Source organism: Paracoccus maritimus (assembly GCF_025195095.1).
Lineage (GTDB): Bacteria > Pseudomonadota > Alphaproteobacteria > Rhodobacterales > Rhodobacteraceae > Paracoccus > Paracoccus maritimus.
Genome location: NZ_JANAVZ010000001.1, coordinates 293665 through 308804 on the forward strand (window position 1 = coordinate 293665; position 15140 = coordinate 308804).

Sequence of the window (15140 nt, forward strand, 5' to 3'; positions counted from 1 at the left end):
CCCCGTGCGGGACCATGAAGCCCCTCGAACGCGGCCTTTCGTGCCACGCAGCCAAAGGACAAGAATATGGCCGACAGCACGGCAGGCAAGAAAAAGGAAGGCATCTGGGAGACGGTCAAGACGATCTTCTGGGCGCTGGTCATCGCGGGCATCTTTCGCACCCTGTTCTTTCAGCCGTTCTGGATCCCGTCAGGGTCGATGAAGGACACGCTGCTGATCGGCGATTTCCTGTTCGTCAACAAGATGGCCTATGGCTATTCCCAGTATTCCTGCCCCTTCGCGCTGTGCCCGATCAGCGGCCGGATCCTTGGCAGCGACCCCGAGCGTGGCGATGTCGTCGTGTTCCGCCATCCCACCCGCGGGGTCGATTTCATCAAGCGCGTCATCGGCCTGCCCGGCGACACGGTGCAGATGCGCGGTGGCCGGCTGTGGCTGAACGGTGAAGAGGTTCAGACCGACGCGGCTGGCGATTTCGTCGAGATCAAGGAACAGCAGGGTCCTCAGGGCTTGATCCCGCGCTGTGCGAACGATCCGGTTGCCGAAGGCGGCGAATGCATCAAGCCGCGTTTCACCGAAACCCTGCCGAACGGTGTCAGCCATGACGTGCTGAACATTGTCGATGGCTGGGTGGCCGACGACACGCCGACCTTCACCGTGCCAGAAGGTCAGTATTTCTTCATGGGCGACAATCGCGACAATTCCGAAGATTCGCGCTTCCCGCAACAGGTCGGTGGTCTGGGCTTCGTGCCTGCGGATTATCTGATCGGACGCGCCGACCGGATCATGTTCAGCTCGGCCGGGCGGTCGCTGCTGTATTTCTGGACCTGGCGGGCGGATCGTTTCTTCAAGGCGGTCGAGTGACGCCTTCGGCCGATATCCGGGCCTTCATGGGCCGGCTTGGGCATGACTTTGCGCGGCCCGAACTGCTGGTGCGCGCGCTGACCCACGGCTCGATCGCCTCGGCGACGCGTCCGGATAACCAGCGGCTGGAATTCCTGGGCGACCGGGTGCTGGGCCTGGTGATGGCCGAGGCGCTGTTTCGCGCCGACCTGAAGGCCAGCGAGGGGCAGCTTGCACCGCGATACAACGCGCTGGTGAAGGGCGAGACCTGCGCGGCCATGGCCCGGGAAATCGGCCTGGGCGACGTGCTGAAGCTGGGCCGTTCCGAGATGCTGTCGGGCGGACGGCGCAAAGAGGCCTTGCTGGCCGACGCGATGGAGGCGGTGATCGCCGCCGTCTATCTGGATGCCGGATTCGACACCGCGCGCGACATGATCCTGCGCCTGTGGCGGGACCGGCTGGACAGCCTTGACGACGATCCGCGCGACGCCAAGACCGCTTTGCAGGAATGGGCGCAGGCCAATGGCATGCCACCGCCCGCCTATGACCAGACGGACCGCAGCGGCCCCGATCATGCGCCCGTCTTTCACATCACCGCACGGCTGGCCGACGGCCGCGAGGCACATGCCAGCGGCGCCGGGACCAAGCGCAGCATCGAACAGGCGGCCGCGCAAGCGCTGCTGGACCGGCTGGAGGGCCGCGAATGACCGACAAGACCACTCGTGCGGGCTTTGTCGCCCTGATCGGCGAACCCAATGCCGGCAAATCGACATTGCTGAACCGCATGGTCGGCGCCAAGGTCAGCATCGTGACCCACAAGGTCCAGACCACCCGCGCCCGGATCCGCGGCATCGCCATTTCGGGCGATAGCCAGATCGTGTTTGTGGACACGCCGGGCATCTTCCGCCCGCGCCGCCGGCTGGATCGCAGCATGGTCGCGGCGGCCTGGGGCGGGGCGTCCGACGCCGACATCATCCTGTTGCTGATCGAGGCGCATCGCGGCCTGACCGACGGCGCGCAGGCGATCATCGACCAGTTGGCCGCGCTGGACCGCAAGACCCCGGTCGCACTGATCATCAACAAGATCGACCGGGTGAAATCCGAGGCGCTGCTTGCCCTGTCGCAGAAGCTGAACGAAGCCTATCCGTTCGAACGGACCTTCATGATCTCGGCCGAGAAGGGATATGGCTGCGACGATCTGCGGGACTGGCTGGCCGAAACCTTGCCTGCGGGGCCGTGGCTGTATCCGGAAGACCAGATCGCGGATCTGCCGATGCGGATGATCGCGGCCGAGATCACCCGCGAAAAGCTGACCCTTCGCCTGCACGAGGAAATCCCCTATCAGCTGACGGTCGAGACCGAGGCGTGGGAGGAACGCAAGGACGGCAGCGCGCGGGTCGATCAGATCATCTATGTCTCTCGCGCGGGTCACAAGGGCATTGTGCTGGGCAAGGGCGGCGAGACGGTCAAGGCCGTCGGTCAGGCTGCCCGCGCGGAACTGGAGGAATTCATGGGCCGCCGCGTGCATCTGTTCCTGCAGGTCAAGCTGCGCGAGAACTGGCAGGACGAGGCCGAGCGGTATGGCGAGATCGGCCTAGATTTCCGCGATGGCGACTAGGAGCGGCGATGCCTGAGCCACGGCTGGCGGCGGGGGTCTGGGTGTCGGCCTATCTGGCGCGTCTGGGTCAGGCCAACATTCCGGCCTATGTGATTGCGCATGGCGACGAGACCGCCGGGGCCGTGCTGGTCAAATGCGCGCGACTGGACGGCACCGCCCAGCTTTACGCGCGGGAGTGGGATTTCGAAACCGATGCGCGGCCGTGGCGGATCACCACCGACGGCCCCGAACCCGACGTGGACGCGGCAATCCGCCGGCAGCGGGGCTTCGACCCCGATCTGTGGGTCATCGAGATTGAAAGCCGCGATGGGCGCACACTGCTGGACCAGGAAGGCTTGGCGTAGGGCTGTCACAAGATCGGGTATGCCCGATGGTGGCAGCCCCAACAAAACGTGTCTGCGCTCACGCGGCATTAACGTATTGTTAAGCAGTTTTCCCTCTGATGCCGGCCAGCTTGGTCGGAGATTGTCATGGCATTCACCTTTACCGTGATCGAATGGGATTCGGTGAACGATCCCGACGGTATGTTCCGGCGCAGCGGGCAATCCGAAGGCGAGATCGGATCGGGCGGCAGGATCGATGTCAGCACCGCCTCGTTCGACAGTCTTGGCACCGCGCAAGTGACCACGGCACGTGCCGACGGCCGCGATGAGTTTCCTGACGATGACGGCGCGCGGCTGGATTCGCCGGTCACACTGAACGGCATCGACTATGCGCCGGGAAGCAATGTCGAGGCCGATTTCGAGATGATCCTGGTTGATCCGGCAAGCGGACTGCATTTCCGCGCCACATGGCTGGCCATCGACAACCAACCCGTCGGGATCAGCATCTCGCGGGGCTGGGACATCCAGCAGGGGCGGTACGTCCCCGGCGCGGCAGGGCTGTACGCGCCGGGAACCACGCTGACGCTGATCGACGGCGACAGCCTGCACCAGACGCCGAACCTTGTGGACTTCACCCGCAATGCCAGCTTTCTCAGCAGCGGGGCGGGGACGCGGGCGCAGCTGGATCGCGATGGTGCGGTGGTCTGCTTCGCTGCGGGCACGCGGATCGCCACGCCCATCGGCGAACGCGCGGTCCAGTCACTGCGCGTCGGCGACCTGGTTCTGACGCGGGATCATGGCGCGCAGCCGGTTCGCTGGACCGCGTGCCGCCACGTGGGACCGCGGATGCTGTCGGCCTTTCCGAAGTTGCGTCCGATCAGGATTGCGGCCGGTGCACTTGGTGCGGGTCTGCCGCGTCGCGACCTGCTGCTGTCCCCGCAACACCGTGTCCTGGTGCGGTCCGCGGTGGCGCGCCGGATGTTCGATGTCGACGAGGTGCTGATCGCCGCTCATCATCTTGTCGGCCTGCCGGGCATTGCGCGGCAGGATGATCTGCAAGATCTGGACTACTGGCATTTCGCCTGTGATCGGCACGAGATCGTGCTGGCAGACGGCGCCCCGGCCGAGACCCTGTTTCCGGGGCCGCAGGCATTGCGCGCGCTGCATCCCGCCGCGCGGATCGAGTTGCTGTCATTGTTCCCGGAACTGGCCGCGCTTCTTGAACCGGCCAGGCCCTTTGCCGAGGCAGGGGCGGGACGAAACCTTGCCCGTCGCCACCTTCGCAACGCAAGGCCGCTTCTGTCGCCGGTGCCGTGACAAATCATGCTGGCGCTGCCATGAATTGCAGCATATGCAATCTGAATGAGCAGCCTGCCCGATCAGACCGGCGATTCCCCGCGTGGCCTGGCCTTTGCCGTCACGGCATATGGCCTGTGGGGGTTGCTGCCGATCTACATGAAGGCGCTGTCTCATATTCCGGCCGCCGAGATCATTGCCCACAGGGTGATCTGGTCGCTGCCCATCGCCGCTGCCGTCCTGCTGTATCAGCGTCGCGCGGACGATGTTCTTGCAGCGCTGCGCCGTCCCCGGTTGCTGGCGATGGCCGGGCTGACGGCGGCGCTGATCTCGGTCAATTGGCTGACCTATGTCTGGGCGATCACGCATGATCACGCGCTGGACGCCGCGCTTGGCTATTACATCAACCCGCTGTTCAGCGTCGCCCTCGGCGGCCTGCTTTTGGGCGAGCGGCTGAACCGCGCCAAGTTGCTGGCGATCGGGCTGGCCCTGACGGCGGTCGTCATCCTGACGGTGCAGGCGGGCCGGTTGCCGATCGTTGCCGTGACCCTGACGCTGAGTTGGGGGTTCTATGCCTATTTCAAGAAAAGCCTGCCCCTGGGCCCCAATCAAGGCTTCACGTTGGAAGTGATGCTGCTGTGCCCGCTGGCGCTGGTCTATCTTGGCTGGCTGGTGACAGCGGGTCACGGTGATTTCCTTGGCGGCACCACGACGGACATGCTGCTGCTTCTGGGATGCGGTCCCGTCACGGCAATTCCGCTGCTTTTCTACGCCAACGGGGCCAAGCTGCTGCGGCTGTCAACCATCGGCATCCTGCAATACATCACCCCCACGATGATTTTCCTGTGTGCCGTCATGCTGTTCGACGAGCCTTTCGGGACGGCGCGGATGATCGCCTTCCCGATGATCTGGGCGGCGTTGGCCATCTACAGCTTTTCGTTGTTCCGCGAGGCCGGCGCCAGACGCCGCGCCGCCTCGGCGACGACCCGCCGAATGCAGTAGATAGCGGCCCTGACATTTGCATCGTCTGCAAGTTTATGCAACTCATGAATGAAGCTGGATCAGGCGCTTCAACGCAAGGCTTCAGGAGTATGCATGCCGACGACATGGAACGCCCTTTACATGGGCCGGATCGCAACGAATATCGACACCATCGAAGGCAACAACCTTGCCGAAAACCGGAATGCGACGTCGGTGCTGGGGACCTATGGCAACGGCGGAAATCGCGGTGGTCTGACACAGCCGCTATACGATTCAGTATCGACCATCACCACGCAGGACAATGTGGCGCCTTCCACCTCGTTGAACGCGAACAACACCGGCGGCGCCTTCGACTTCTTTCAGGCGGACAGGAACGGCGACGGAACGCCCGAAAACTATAGTTTTGATGGCCTTTTCAGCTACAACGCGACGCTGAACTATTTCGATGGCACGACCTCGAACTCTGTCGTGCTGGTCGCGCAGATGACCAATGGTGACATGTATCTGGTGCCGCCATCCTCTGCTGCTGCCGCGGATCCGGCATTGACCGCCAAGGCGATCAGTTCGGTCAGCTTGATCAGCGCAGAGGCGGACCAGACCTTCAATCTGACTCGCGACCGGCAGGTTACAGAATTTGCCTGCTTTGCGGTAGGAACGCTGATCGAAACGCCTGAAGGGGCGATCCCGGTCGAAGATCTTGTGGTCGGCGATCTTGTGACGACGGCAGACGGCGGCCCGCGACCGATACGCTGGGTTGGATCTGCGCGTATCGATCTGACAAGGGCGCCGCATCTGCGGCCCGTTCGCATCAGCCGCGGTGCGCTGGGACCTAACCAGCCATTGCGGGATCTGGTCGTATCGCCCCAGCATCGCATCCTGATCCGGTCGGCGATCGCGCAGCGCATGTTCGGCACGACCGAGGTGCTGGTGGCCGCAAAGCAGCTGTTGCAGATCGACGGGATCGACACGGCCGACGACATGGCCGATGTGACCTATGTGCATTTCATGTTCGACGCGCATCAGCTTGTCTGTTCGAACGGCGCGATGACGGAATCCCTGTTCACGGGGCCGCAGGCGATGAAATCGGTCGGAGCCGAAGCGCGCCGCGAGATTCTTGAACTGTTCCCGGATATCGAGGCGACGCCGGCCGAACCCGCGCGTCCTTTGGTCAAGGGCAGCAAAGGGCGCCGCCTTGCCGAACGCCACGCCGCGAATGGGCGCGTTCTGGTGTCTTGACTTGCCCGCAGCGCCGCGGCGTGACAGCCTGCACAGGTCTTGGCGAAGGGGACCACGCATGGCACTGCCGCGGCAACGAGTGACGCTGATCACGCTGGGTGTCGGGGATTTGGACCGGGCGCGCGATTTCTATGCCGGCTGGGGTTGGCAGGCGCATCCCGCGTCGCAGCCGGGGATCATCTTCTACCAGATGAACGGAACCGTTCTTGGCCTGTTTGGCCGCGGCGATCTGGCTGCCGATCAGGGCCGGTCCGGTGCCGCGCTGGGAACCGGGGCCGTCACCCTGGCGCAGAACTGTGCTGACGAGGCCGAAACCGACGCGGTGTTCGACGCCGCGCTGCAGGCCGGTGCCGCCTGCCTGAAACGTCCCGAGAAGGTCTTCTGGGGCGGGTATTCGGGCTATTTCGCCGATCCCGACGGGCATGTCTGGGAAATCGCCTGCAATCCGTTCTGGCCGCTGGCCGCGGATGGGTCGCTGACGCTTCCGGACCCGGACTGAGCGTGCGCCGATGGAATGGCAGGGCGAGGGCACCGTCATCGCGAGGCGGCCGCATGGCGAAAACGCCGTCATCATCGATGTGCTGACTGCCCGGCACGGCCGCCATGCCGGGCTGGTGCCGGGCGGCGCGTCGCGCAAGCGTGCCGCGATGCTGCAACCCGGGGCGCGGCTGGATTTGCGGTGGCGCGCGCGGTCGGATGACCAGCTTGGACATTTCAGCGCCGAACCGCTGCACCTGCGCGCGGGGCTGCTGGCCGATCCGCTGGGGCTGGCGGGGCTGAACGCGGTCTGCGCGCTTTTGATGTTCACCCTGCCGGAACGTGATCCGCATCCCGCGCTGGTCGCCATGACCGAGGTGTTGCTGGAAGACATGGACGCAGGCCGTGACTGGGCGGGCGATTATCTTCGCTGGGAAATGAAACTGCTGGACGAGATGGGCTTTGGCCTCGACCTGTCCTCATGCGCGGTCACGGGGGCGCATGAAGGGCTATGCTATGTCAGCCCGCGGTCGGGCAGGGCGGTCAGTCGCGCGGGCGCCGGCGAGTGGGCGGACAGGCTGCTGCCACTGCCCCGGATCATGGGCGGGGCCGGGGATAATCGCGGCAATGGCCTGGCCGAGGGGCTGGCGATCACCGGACATTTCCTTGAACAACGCGTCGCGGCCGAGATGGTCGGCCGCAGCCTGCCCGCGGCACGCGACCGCCTTGTCAGGCGGTTGGCCGTATAGCGCGGCTCCGCCTGACGCAAGCCATCACTGGCTGGCGCGCGCACGCTCCAGCGCGTCGGCGCCGCTGGCCTTGACGCCATGTTCGAAGATCAGCCAGGTCTGCGGCGATTTCACCTTCAGAACGCCGCCGTAATATTCCATCCCGGTGGCCTGCTGCAGGACCGACAGGAACCGGCTCTCGATCTGCTGGTCCTTGCAGGTGGCCTTGGTCGAGACGATCGGCGACAGCGACACTGCCGGCAGTTCGGCATTGTTCTGTGCCGAATAGCTGTTGCAGGGGGCGTTGCCCGACAGGCGCTTTTCTTCGACAAGCAGGCTGACATTGCGCAGCGGCACGGTCTGACCGTCCATGCCGACCAGCACATAGTTACCGCCCGGGATGAAGCCGCGATCCTCGCCCCCGGCGACGGCTGCGGGAGATGTCGGCTCGCATGCGGCCAGCGCCAATGTGGCGAAAGCCGCAGTCAGGGCAAGACGAGGGCGGTTCAGGCGGGGCATGGCGGTCTCCTTCGGGCGCGAATCACTTATGAACGCGATAAAATCGTCGCGGTTCCAGCACTCTAGCCCAAACGATCCTAGCCCAACAGCCGTCGCGCGATGACCTGAGCCTGAATCTCCGCCGCGCCCTCGAAGATGTTCAGGATGCGGGCATCGCACAGAACCCGGCTGATCTGGTATTCCAGCGCGAAACCGTTGCCGCCGTGGATCTGCAGCGCGTTGTCGGCGCAGGCCCAGGCCACACGCGCGCCAAGCAGCTTGGCCATGCCGGCTTCCAGATCGCAGCGATGGCCGTGATCCTTTTCCCAGGCGCTGAAATAGGTCAGTTGCCGGGCGATCATGATTTCCACGGCCATCATCGCCAGCTTGTCTGCGACGCGCGGGAATTCGATCAAAGCTTTGCCGAACTGCTTGCGGTCCAGCGCGTATTGCAGGCCCAGCTCCAGCGCGTTCTGCGCCACGCCGATGGCGCGGGCTGCGGTCTGGATGCGGGCCGATTCGAAGGTCTGCATCAGCTGCTTGAAGCCCTGGCCGGTGACACCGCCCAGAAGATTCTCGCCCTTCACCTCGAAGCCGTCGAAGCCAAGTTCGTATTCCTTCATGCCGCGATAGCCCAGCACCTCGATCTCGCCGCCGGACATGCCGGGCGTCGGGAACGGGTCGTCATCCGTGCCGGGCGTCTTCTCGGCGATGAACATCGACAGCCCCCGATAGTCGGTCGTATCGGGATCGGTTCGCGCCAGCAGCGTCATCACATGGGTCCGCGCGGCATGGGTGATCCAGGTCTTGTTGCCGGTGATCTTCCAGGTTTCGCCGTCCTTGATGGCGCGGGTCCGCAGGCTGCCCAGATCGCTGCCGGTATTGGGCTCGGTGAAAACCGCGGTGGGCAGGATTTCCCCGCTCGCCAGTTTCGGCAGCCAGTGTTCCTTTTGTGCATCGGTGCCGCCGCCGATGATCAGCTCGGCCGCAATCTCGCTGCGGGTGCCAAGGCTGCCGACGCCGATATAGCCGCGCGACAATTCCTCGCTGACGACCACCATCGCGGCCTTGGACATGCCAAGCCCGCCCAGTTCCTCGGGGATGGTCAGGCCGAAAACGCCAAGTTCGGCCAGTTCCTCGATGATTTCCATCGGGATCAACTGGTCCTTCAGATGCCATTCATGGGCGTGCGGCACAACCTTGTCGTCGGCCCAACGACGGAACTGGTCGCGGATCATTTCCAGATCCTCGTCCAGCCCTGTCGCGCCGAAGGTCGCGCTGCCGCGGTTCTCGGCGATCAGCGCGGCCAGCCGCGCCCGCGCCGCAGGTGTGTTCGCGGCCATCATCTCTTGCGCTGCGTCCGACGGGGACCAGTCCACGCCCAGATCGGAAAGCCGGGCGAATTCGTTCTGGCTCATCACTATGCCGCCGGCGATCTGGGTCAGATATTCGCCAAAGCCGATCCGGACGATCAGATCCTCCAGCTCGCCCGACACGCGGCCCGACCATGCCGCCAGTTGCTTCAACGATTCCACATATGTCGCCAGCCAGGACAGCGCATGCGCGGCATGCTGATGCATCTCCAGCGCGGCCGGGTCGATCCTGCCCTCGGGGGCGATCATGGCGCGCAGGCCGTCGGTGGCGCGGGTTTGCAGATCCTCGATCTCGGACAGGACGGTGCTGGTCTGGTGCGGCATGTCTTTCATCGATTCGTCCTCTTGCGGCAATGCAGCATTGCTAGTGCTTTCGCAGTCGCAGCGCAACTATAATGCGTGAATGTGTGCTATATGGACTGAAAATGTCGCGATGATTTCGCCGTATGATGGGTATTCGGGCAACGAAGAAGCGGCATTTCCTTTCCCGACCGCGCGGCATAGCGTGCGCGCATGTTCGGGCTTGAGATCTGGCAGTTCTGGGCGGTGGTTCTGATCACGCTTTTCGCGGGCTTCGTGAAAGGCGCGGTCGGGTTCGCCATGCCGATGATCATGCTGTCGGCCTTCGGGTCGATCCTGCCCGCGACGACCGCGTTGGCGGCGCTGATCCTGCCGACGCTGCTGACCAACGTGCAACAGGCGTTCCGTCAGGGGGCCGGTGCGGCATATGGGTCGGCGATGAATTTCCGCTGGCATATCGCGATGGTGCTGATCTTCATCTCGATTTCGGCCGGGTTTGCTCGGGCGATCCCGCAAGGTGTCATGTATGCGATGTTGGGTGTGCCGATCGTGTGTTTCGCGCTGTGGCAACTGTCGGGCCGGTCGCTGGCGCTGCCGATCGATCATCGTCGGCGGGTCGAGATCGGAACCGGCATCATCGGTGGTCTTTACGGAGGGATCTCGGGCATCTGGGGGCCGCCGCTGATCGTGCTGCTGCTGTCTCTGGGTGTGGACAAGCGCGAACAGGTGCGCGTTCAGGGCGTGGTGTTCCTGCTGGGTGCCGTGGTGCTGATGGCCGCGCATCTGGCCTCGGGCGTGTTGAATGCGCAGACGGTGCCCCTGTCGGCGATCCTGTGCGTGCCGGCCGTTGCCGGGATGCTGGCGGGCTTTGCCTTGCAGGACCGGCTGGATGTGGTGCAGTTTCGGCGCTGGACGCTGATACTGCTGGTGCTGACCGGGCTGAACCTTGTGCGCCGAGCTCTCGATTTCTGGATATGACATGACCGACGCCGCAGACCTGACCGCCCGCCTGATCCGATGCCCGTCCGTGACGCCCGAAGAGGGTGGAGCGCTGGTCCTTCTGGAAGACATGCTGCGCGCAGCCGGGTTCGAGGTGCATCGCGTCGACCGGGGCGACACCGCCAACCTGTTCGCGCGCTGGGGCGCGAAGGGCGCGCGCAGCATAGGCTTCAACGGCCATACCGACGTGGTGCCGCCCGGCGATCTGGGATCGTGGACGCACCCGCCCTTTTCCGGCCATGTCGAGGACGGCACGATCTGGGGGCGTGGCGCGACCGACATGAAATCCGGCGTCGCGGCCTTCGTCGCCGCGGCCATCGACTTCGTCACACAGACACCGCCCGACGGCGCCGTGATCCTGACCATCACCGGCGACGAGGAAGGGCCGTCGAAAGATGGTACCATCGCGATCCTCGACTGGATGACCGAACAGGACGAGCGGATGGATGTCTGCATCGTGGGCGAGCCGTCGAACCCCAGCGAGATGGGCGAAATGATGAAGATCGGGCGCCGCGGTTCGGCGACGTTCCGGATAAAGGCCAGGGGGGTGCAGGGTCATGCCGCCTATCCGCACCGCGCCAAAAACCCGCTGCATGCGTTGACCCTTTATCTGAACGATCTGATCGCTGCGCCGCTGGACGATGGAACGGACCATTTCGATCCCTCGGGTTTGCAGATTACCTCGATCGACTGTGGCAACCCGGCATCGAATGTCATTCCCGAAACCGCGACGGCTGTCGTGAACATCCGCTTCAACGACCTGCATAGCGGGGATTCGCTGACCGCCGATCTGACCCGGCGTGCCTGCGATATCAGCGACCAAACCGGCGTCGCGCTGACAGTTCAGGCCGATATCTCGGGCGAGGCATTCCTGACCCAGCCCGGTCCCTTCGTCGATCTGGTGCGCGACGTCGTCGCCGGGCAGACCGGGCGGCGGCCCGAACTGTCCACCTCGGGCGGGACATCGGATGCGCGCTTCGTCAAGGATCACTGCCCGGTCGTTGAATTCGGGCTTGTCGGGCGCTTCATGCATCAGGTCGATGAACGCGTGCCCGTCGCGCAGGTCGGGCAGTTGAAGGACATCTATCAACGCATCCTGGAAAGATATTTCGTATGAGGCCCGGATGAGGATCGAGACGACCGAGGATATCGACACCTGCCGCGCCCTGCGCCGCGCGGTTTTCATCGACGAACAGGGGATCCGCGAAGAGGACGAATGGGACGATCTGGACGCGCAGGCGATCCATCTGCTGGCATTTCAGGACGGCGCGCCGGTCGGAACCGCCCGGATTCTGACCCAGGGTGAGGTGGGCAAGATTGGCCGGGTCTGCGTGCTGCCCGCGGCCCGCGGCACCGGGCTGGGCAGGCAGTTGATCCGCGCCGGCATCGATGTGCTGCGCGCGCGTCCCGGTCTGACGATCGTGAAGCTGGGTGCGCAGACCCATGCGATCGGCTTCTATGAAGGTCTGGGATTCGTGGTCGACGGCCCCATATACGACGACGCGGGAATCCCGCATCGCGACATGATCCGCGAATTGTGATGCCCCCTGCTGCGCTTCGCAGCGATCTCTGTTAGGCAAGTTCCATGACCCAGATTCCCAGCAAGCAGCAGATCATGGATTGGGTCGCCGATCATCCCGACGCCAATTCCAAGCGCGACATCGCCAAGGCGTTCGGGATCAAGGGCGCGCAGCGGATCGAGCTGAAGCGGCTTTTGAAAGAGCTGGAGGCCGAGGGCCAACTGGAACGCCGGCGCCGCCACTACATGGACGCCGAGAAGCTGCCGCCGGTGACCGTGCTGGAATTGCTGGCCCCCGATGGGTCGGGCGATCTGTTCGCGCGTCCGCTGGATTGGCGCGGCGAAGGGCCGATGCCGAAGATCCTGTATACGCCGCGCCAGACCGATCCGGCGCTGGGACGGGGCGAGCGTTTCCTGGCCCGTCTGGTCGAGGTGCATGGCGAGGATCATCAGTATCAGGCGCGGCTGATGCGCCGCATCACAGCGACGCCGAACCGCATCGTCGGCATCTTCCGCAAGGAGACCGAGGGCGGCCGCATCGTGCCGATCGACAAGGGGCAGGACAAGGAATGGCGGGTTCGCCCCGACGCCACGCTTGGCGCGCAGCCGGGCGAACTGGTGCAGGCCGAACAGGCCGGACCCAAGGGACGTTTGGGCCTGCCGCTGGCGCGCATCGTCGAGCGTCTGGGCGATCCCTCCGCCCCCAAGGCGGTCAGCCTGATCGCCATTCATCAGCACGGCATCCCCGACGAATTTCCCGCCCGCGTGATCGAAGAAGCCGAATCGCAGAAGCCCGCGACCATGAAGGGCCGCGAGGATCTGCGGGATCTGCCGCTGGTCACCATCGACCCGTCGGACGCGCGCGATCACGACGATGCCGTCGGTGCGCAGACCGAAGAGGACGGCGGCGCCACGATCTGGGTCGCCATCGCCGACGTGGCGCATTATGTCCGCCCCGGCAGCGCGCTGGATCGCGAGGCGTGGACGCGCGGCAATTCGACCTATTTCCCCGACCGCGTGGTTCCGATGCTGCCCGAGGCATTGTCGGCGGATCTGTGTTCGCTGCATGAACAGGTGGATCGACCGGTGATCTCGGTGCGGATGCGGCTGGATGCGCAGGGCAACAAGGTCAGCCACAACTTTCATCGCGGCATGATGAACAGCCGCGCCAGCCTTGCCTATGAACAGGCGCAGGCGGCCGCCGACGGCAATCCGGATGCACAGACCGCGCCGCTGATGGACAGCGTCATCAAGCCGCTGTGGCACGCTTACGGCCTGCTCAGGGATGCGCGCGCGCGGCGTCAGCCGCTGGATCTGGACCTGCCCGAACGGCGGATCGAACTGACCCAGGACGGACGCGTGAAATCGGTGAATTTCCGTGAACGCCTCGATGCCCACAAGCTGATCGAGGAATTCATGGTTCTGGCCAATGTGGCTGCCGCCGAGGAACTGACCCGCCGTCAGCGCCCGCTGTTGTTCCGGGTTCACGAGGAACCCAGCCTGGACAAGATCGACGCGCTGCGCGAAGTGGCGCAGGCATCGGGTTTCACGTTGGCCAAGGGGCAGGTGCTGCATACCAGCCATCTGAACCGGCTTCTGGCGCAGTCCGAGGGCACGGATTTCGACGAGCTGATCAATATCAGCACCCTGCGGTCGATGACGCAGGCCTATTACCATCCCGAGAATTATGGCCATTTCGGTCTGGCGCTGAAAAGCTATGCCCATTTCACCTCGCCGATCCGGCGCTATTCGGACCTGATCGTGCACAGGGCGCTGATCACCGCGCATGGCTGGGGCGGCGGGCGCGACGGAAAGGCCGATGGGCTGTCCGAAAACGACATGGACAGGCTGGCCGAGACAGCGACTCATATCAGCGAAACCGAACGCCGCAGCATGGCGGCCGAACGTGACACGACCGACCGTTATCTGGCCGCCTATCTGGCCGACCGTGTCGGCGCGGAAATGTCGGGCCGGATCAGTGGGATCCAGCGCTTCGGGGCATTCGTCAAGCTGGACGAAACCGGCGCCGACGGGCTGCTGCCGATCCGTGATCTGGGCCGCGAATATTTTCATTTCGACCCCGACGCACAGACGCTTATCGGTGCCGATACCGGCCTCGCAATCGGCATCGGCCAGCGCGTCACCGTGCGCCTGACCGAGGCAGTGCCGGTCACCGGCGGACTGACGCTGGAGCTGTTGGAACTTGACGGCGATCCGCTGCCGCAGGGTCAGTCCAAGGGCAAGCGCGGCCGCGCACCGCGCCGCATGTCCACCAAGTCCCGCCTGGCCGAGGTCAAGCGTGCCGCGAAACGCAAGCGCAAGCGATAGGTGGTGGGGCCCGTCCGAATGACCGATCTGCCGCCCGCCATCATCCTTGCCGGAGGCCGGGCGACCCGCATGGGCGGCGGCGACAAGCCATTGCTGCGGCTTGGCGACCTGACGCTTCTGGACCGTGTGATCGGGCGGCTGCAGCCGCAATGCGGCGTGATGGCGCTGAACGCGAATGGCGATGTGGCGCGGTTTTCGGCCTTCGGCCTGCCGGTCATCGCCGATTCCCTGCCGGATCATCCCGGTCCGCTTGCCGGGATTCTGGCCGGGATGGACTGGGCCGCCGCGCAGGGGGCCAAGTCGGTTGTCAGCGTGGCGGCGGATACGCCCTTCTTTCCTGCCGATCTGACCAAGATGCTGGCACGCAACGCGGGACCGGGGGGCCTTGCGCTGGCCGCCAGCCGCGATGCGACGGGCCGGCTGCGCGAACATCCGACCTTCGGCCTTTGGCCGGTCGCCCTGCGCGACGATCTTCGCGCCACGCTACACGCCGGTCAGCGACGCGTGCGCAGCTTTGCGGCGGCATATTCGCCCGGTCTTGCCGTCTGGTCCGACGATCCGTTCTTCAACGTCAACACGCCCGAAGACCTGGCTCGCGCCCGGCTGATCGGCGCGACGTGACGG

General features: G+C 64.8%; 16 protein-coding genes. 14 read left to right on the forward strand and 2 right to left on the reverse strand.

The genetic code is table 11. From position 1 onward, the window contains the following. Positions 1 to 66: 66 nt before the first annotated feature. The 9 genes from lepB (at position 67) to recO (ending at position 7520) form a co-directional block, all read left to right on the forward strand. Complete coding sequence (gene lepB / locus MU516_RS01360) at positions 67 to 861, forward strand: signal peptidase I (RefSeq protein WP_260275413.1); 795 nt, start codon at positions 67 to 69, stop codon at positions 859 to 861. Continuing rightward, on the forward strand, positions 858 to 1547 hold the full coding sequence (gene rnc, locus MU516_RS01365) for a ribonuclease III (RefSeq protein ID WP_260275414.1): 690 nt from the start codon (positions 858 to 860) through the stop codon (positions 1545 to 1547). Before lepB ends, rnc begins: the two co-directional genes overlap by 4 nt. Then, complete coding sequence (gene era, locus MU516_RS01370) at positions 1544 to 2458, forward strand: GTPase Era (protein WP_260275415.1); 915 nt, start codon at positions 1544 to 1546, stop codon at positions 2456 to 2458. Before rnc ends, era begins: the two co-directional genes overlap by 4 nt. Before the next feature lie 8 nt (positions 2459 to 2466). After that, complete coding sequence (locus tag MU516_RS01375; protein ID WP_260275416.1) at positions 2467 to 2802, forward strand: DUF1491 family protein; 336 nt, start codon at positions 2467 to 2469, stop codon at positions 2800 to 2802. A gap of 126 nt (positions 2803 to 2928) precedes the next feature. Further along, positions 2929 to 4098 (forward strand): Hint domain-containing protein, encoded by a 1170-nt coding sequence (locus tag MU516_RS01380; RefSeq protein ID WP_260275417.1) that lies wholly within the window; start codon positions 2929 to 2931, stop codon positions 4096 to 4098. Positions 4099 to 4143: 45 nt separating this feature from the next. After that, positions 4144 to 5079 carry an EamA family transporter RarD gene (gene rarD / locus MU516_RS01385; protein ID WP_260275418.1) on the forward strand — a complete coding sequence of 312 codons (936 nt, stop codon included), beginning with the start codon at positions 4144 to 4146 and terminating at the stop codon, positions 5077 to 5079. A gap of 93 nt (positions 5080 to 5172) precedes the next feature. Then, positions 5173 to 6294 carry a Hint domain-containing protein gene (locus MU516_RS01390; protein WP_260275419.1) on the forward strand — a complete coding sequence of 374 codons (1122 nt, stop codon included), beginning with the start codon at positions 5173 to 5175 and terminating at the stop codon, positions 6292 to 6294. Between the two features lie 64 nt (positions 6295 to 6358). Continuing rightward, positions 6359 to 6793, forward strand: a complete 435-nt coding sequence (locus tag MU516_RS01395) for a VOC family protein (RefSeq protein ID WP_260275728.1) — start codon at positions 6359 to 6361, stop codon at positions 6791 to 6793. A 10-nt stretch (positions 6794 to 6803) separates the two neighbouring features. Beyond that, positions 6804 to 7520, forward strand: a complete 717-nt coding sequence (gene recO, locus MU516_RS01400; RefSeq protein ID WP_260275420.1) for a DNA repair protein RecO — start codon at positions 6804 to 6806, stop codon at positions 7518 to 7520. Between the two features lie 24 nt (positions 7521 to 7544). Here recO and MU516_RS01405 read toward each other — a convergent pair whose 3' ends face one another. After that, positions 7545 to 8018: an META domain-containing protein gene (locus MU516_RS01405; RefSeq protein ID WP_260275421.1), complete on the reverse strand. Its 474-nt coding sequence runs from the start codon at positions 8016 to 8018 to the stop codon at positions 7545 to 7547. 77 nt (positions 8019 to 8095) lie between these two features. Next, positions 8096 to 9703, reverse strand: a complete 1608-nt coding sequence (locus tag MU516_RS01410) for an acyl-CoA dehydrogenase family protein (RefSeq protein ID WP_425606789.1) — start codon at positions 9701 to 9703, stop codon at positions 8096 to 8098. 180 nt (positions 9704 to 9883) lie between these two features. On the opposite strand from MU516_RS01410, the gene MU516_RS01415 reads away from it, so the two are divergent. Genes MU516_RS01415 through mobA form a run of 5 tightly spaced genes read left to right on the forward strand, consistent with a single transcriptional unit; the run spans position 9884 to position 15137 of the window. Next, entirely contained in the window at positions 9884 to 10648 is a 765-nt protein-coding gene (locus MU516_RS01415; protein ID WP_260275422.1) for a sulfite exporter TauE/SafE family protein, read from the forward strand. Between the two features lies 1 nt (position 10649). Next, positions 10650 to 11786 (forward strand): succinyl-diaminopimelate desuccinylase, encoded by a 1137-nt coding sequence (gene dapE / locus MU516_RS01420; protein ID WP_260275423.1) that lies wholly within the window; start codon positions 10650 to 10652, stop codon positions 11784 to 11786. 7 nt (positions 11787 to 11793) lie between these two features. Next, the gene (locus tag MU516_RS01425; RefSeq protein ID WP_260275424.1) at positions 11794 to 12210 is read left to right on the forward strand and encodes a GNAT family N-acetyltransferase; all 417 of its coding nucleotides are present in this window, start codon (positions 11794 to 11796) and stop codon (positions 12208 to 12210) included. Between the two features lie 44 nt (positions 12211 to 12254). Continuing rightward, positions 12255 to 14516: a ribonuclease R gene (gene rnr, locus MU516_RS01430; protein WP_260275425.1), complete on the forward strand. Its 2262-nt coding sequence runs from the start codon at positions 12255 to 12257 to the stop codon at positions 14514 to 14516. Positions 14517 to 14534: 18 nt separating this feature from the next. Then, positions 14535 to 15137, forward strand: coding sequence for a molybdenum cofactor guanylyltransferase MobA (gene mobA, locus MU516_RS01435; protein ID WP_260275426.1), 603 nt, complete (start codon positions 14535 to 14537; stop codon positions 15135 to 15137). Positions 15138 to 15140: the final 3 nt, after the last annotated feature.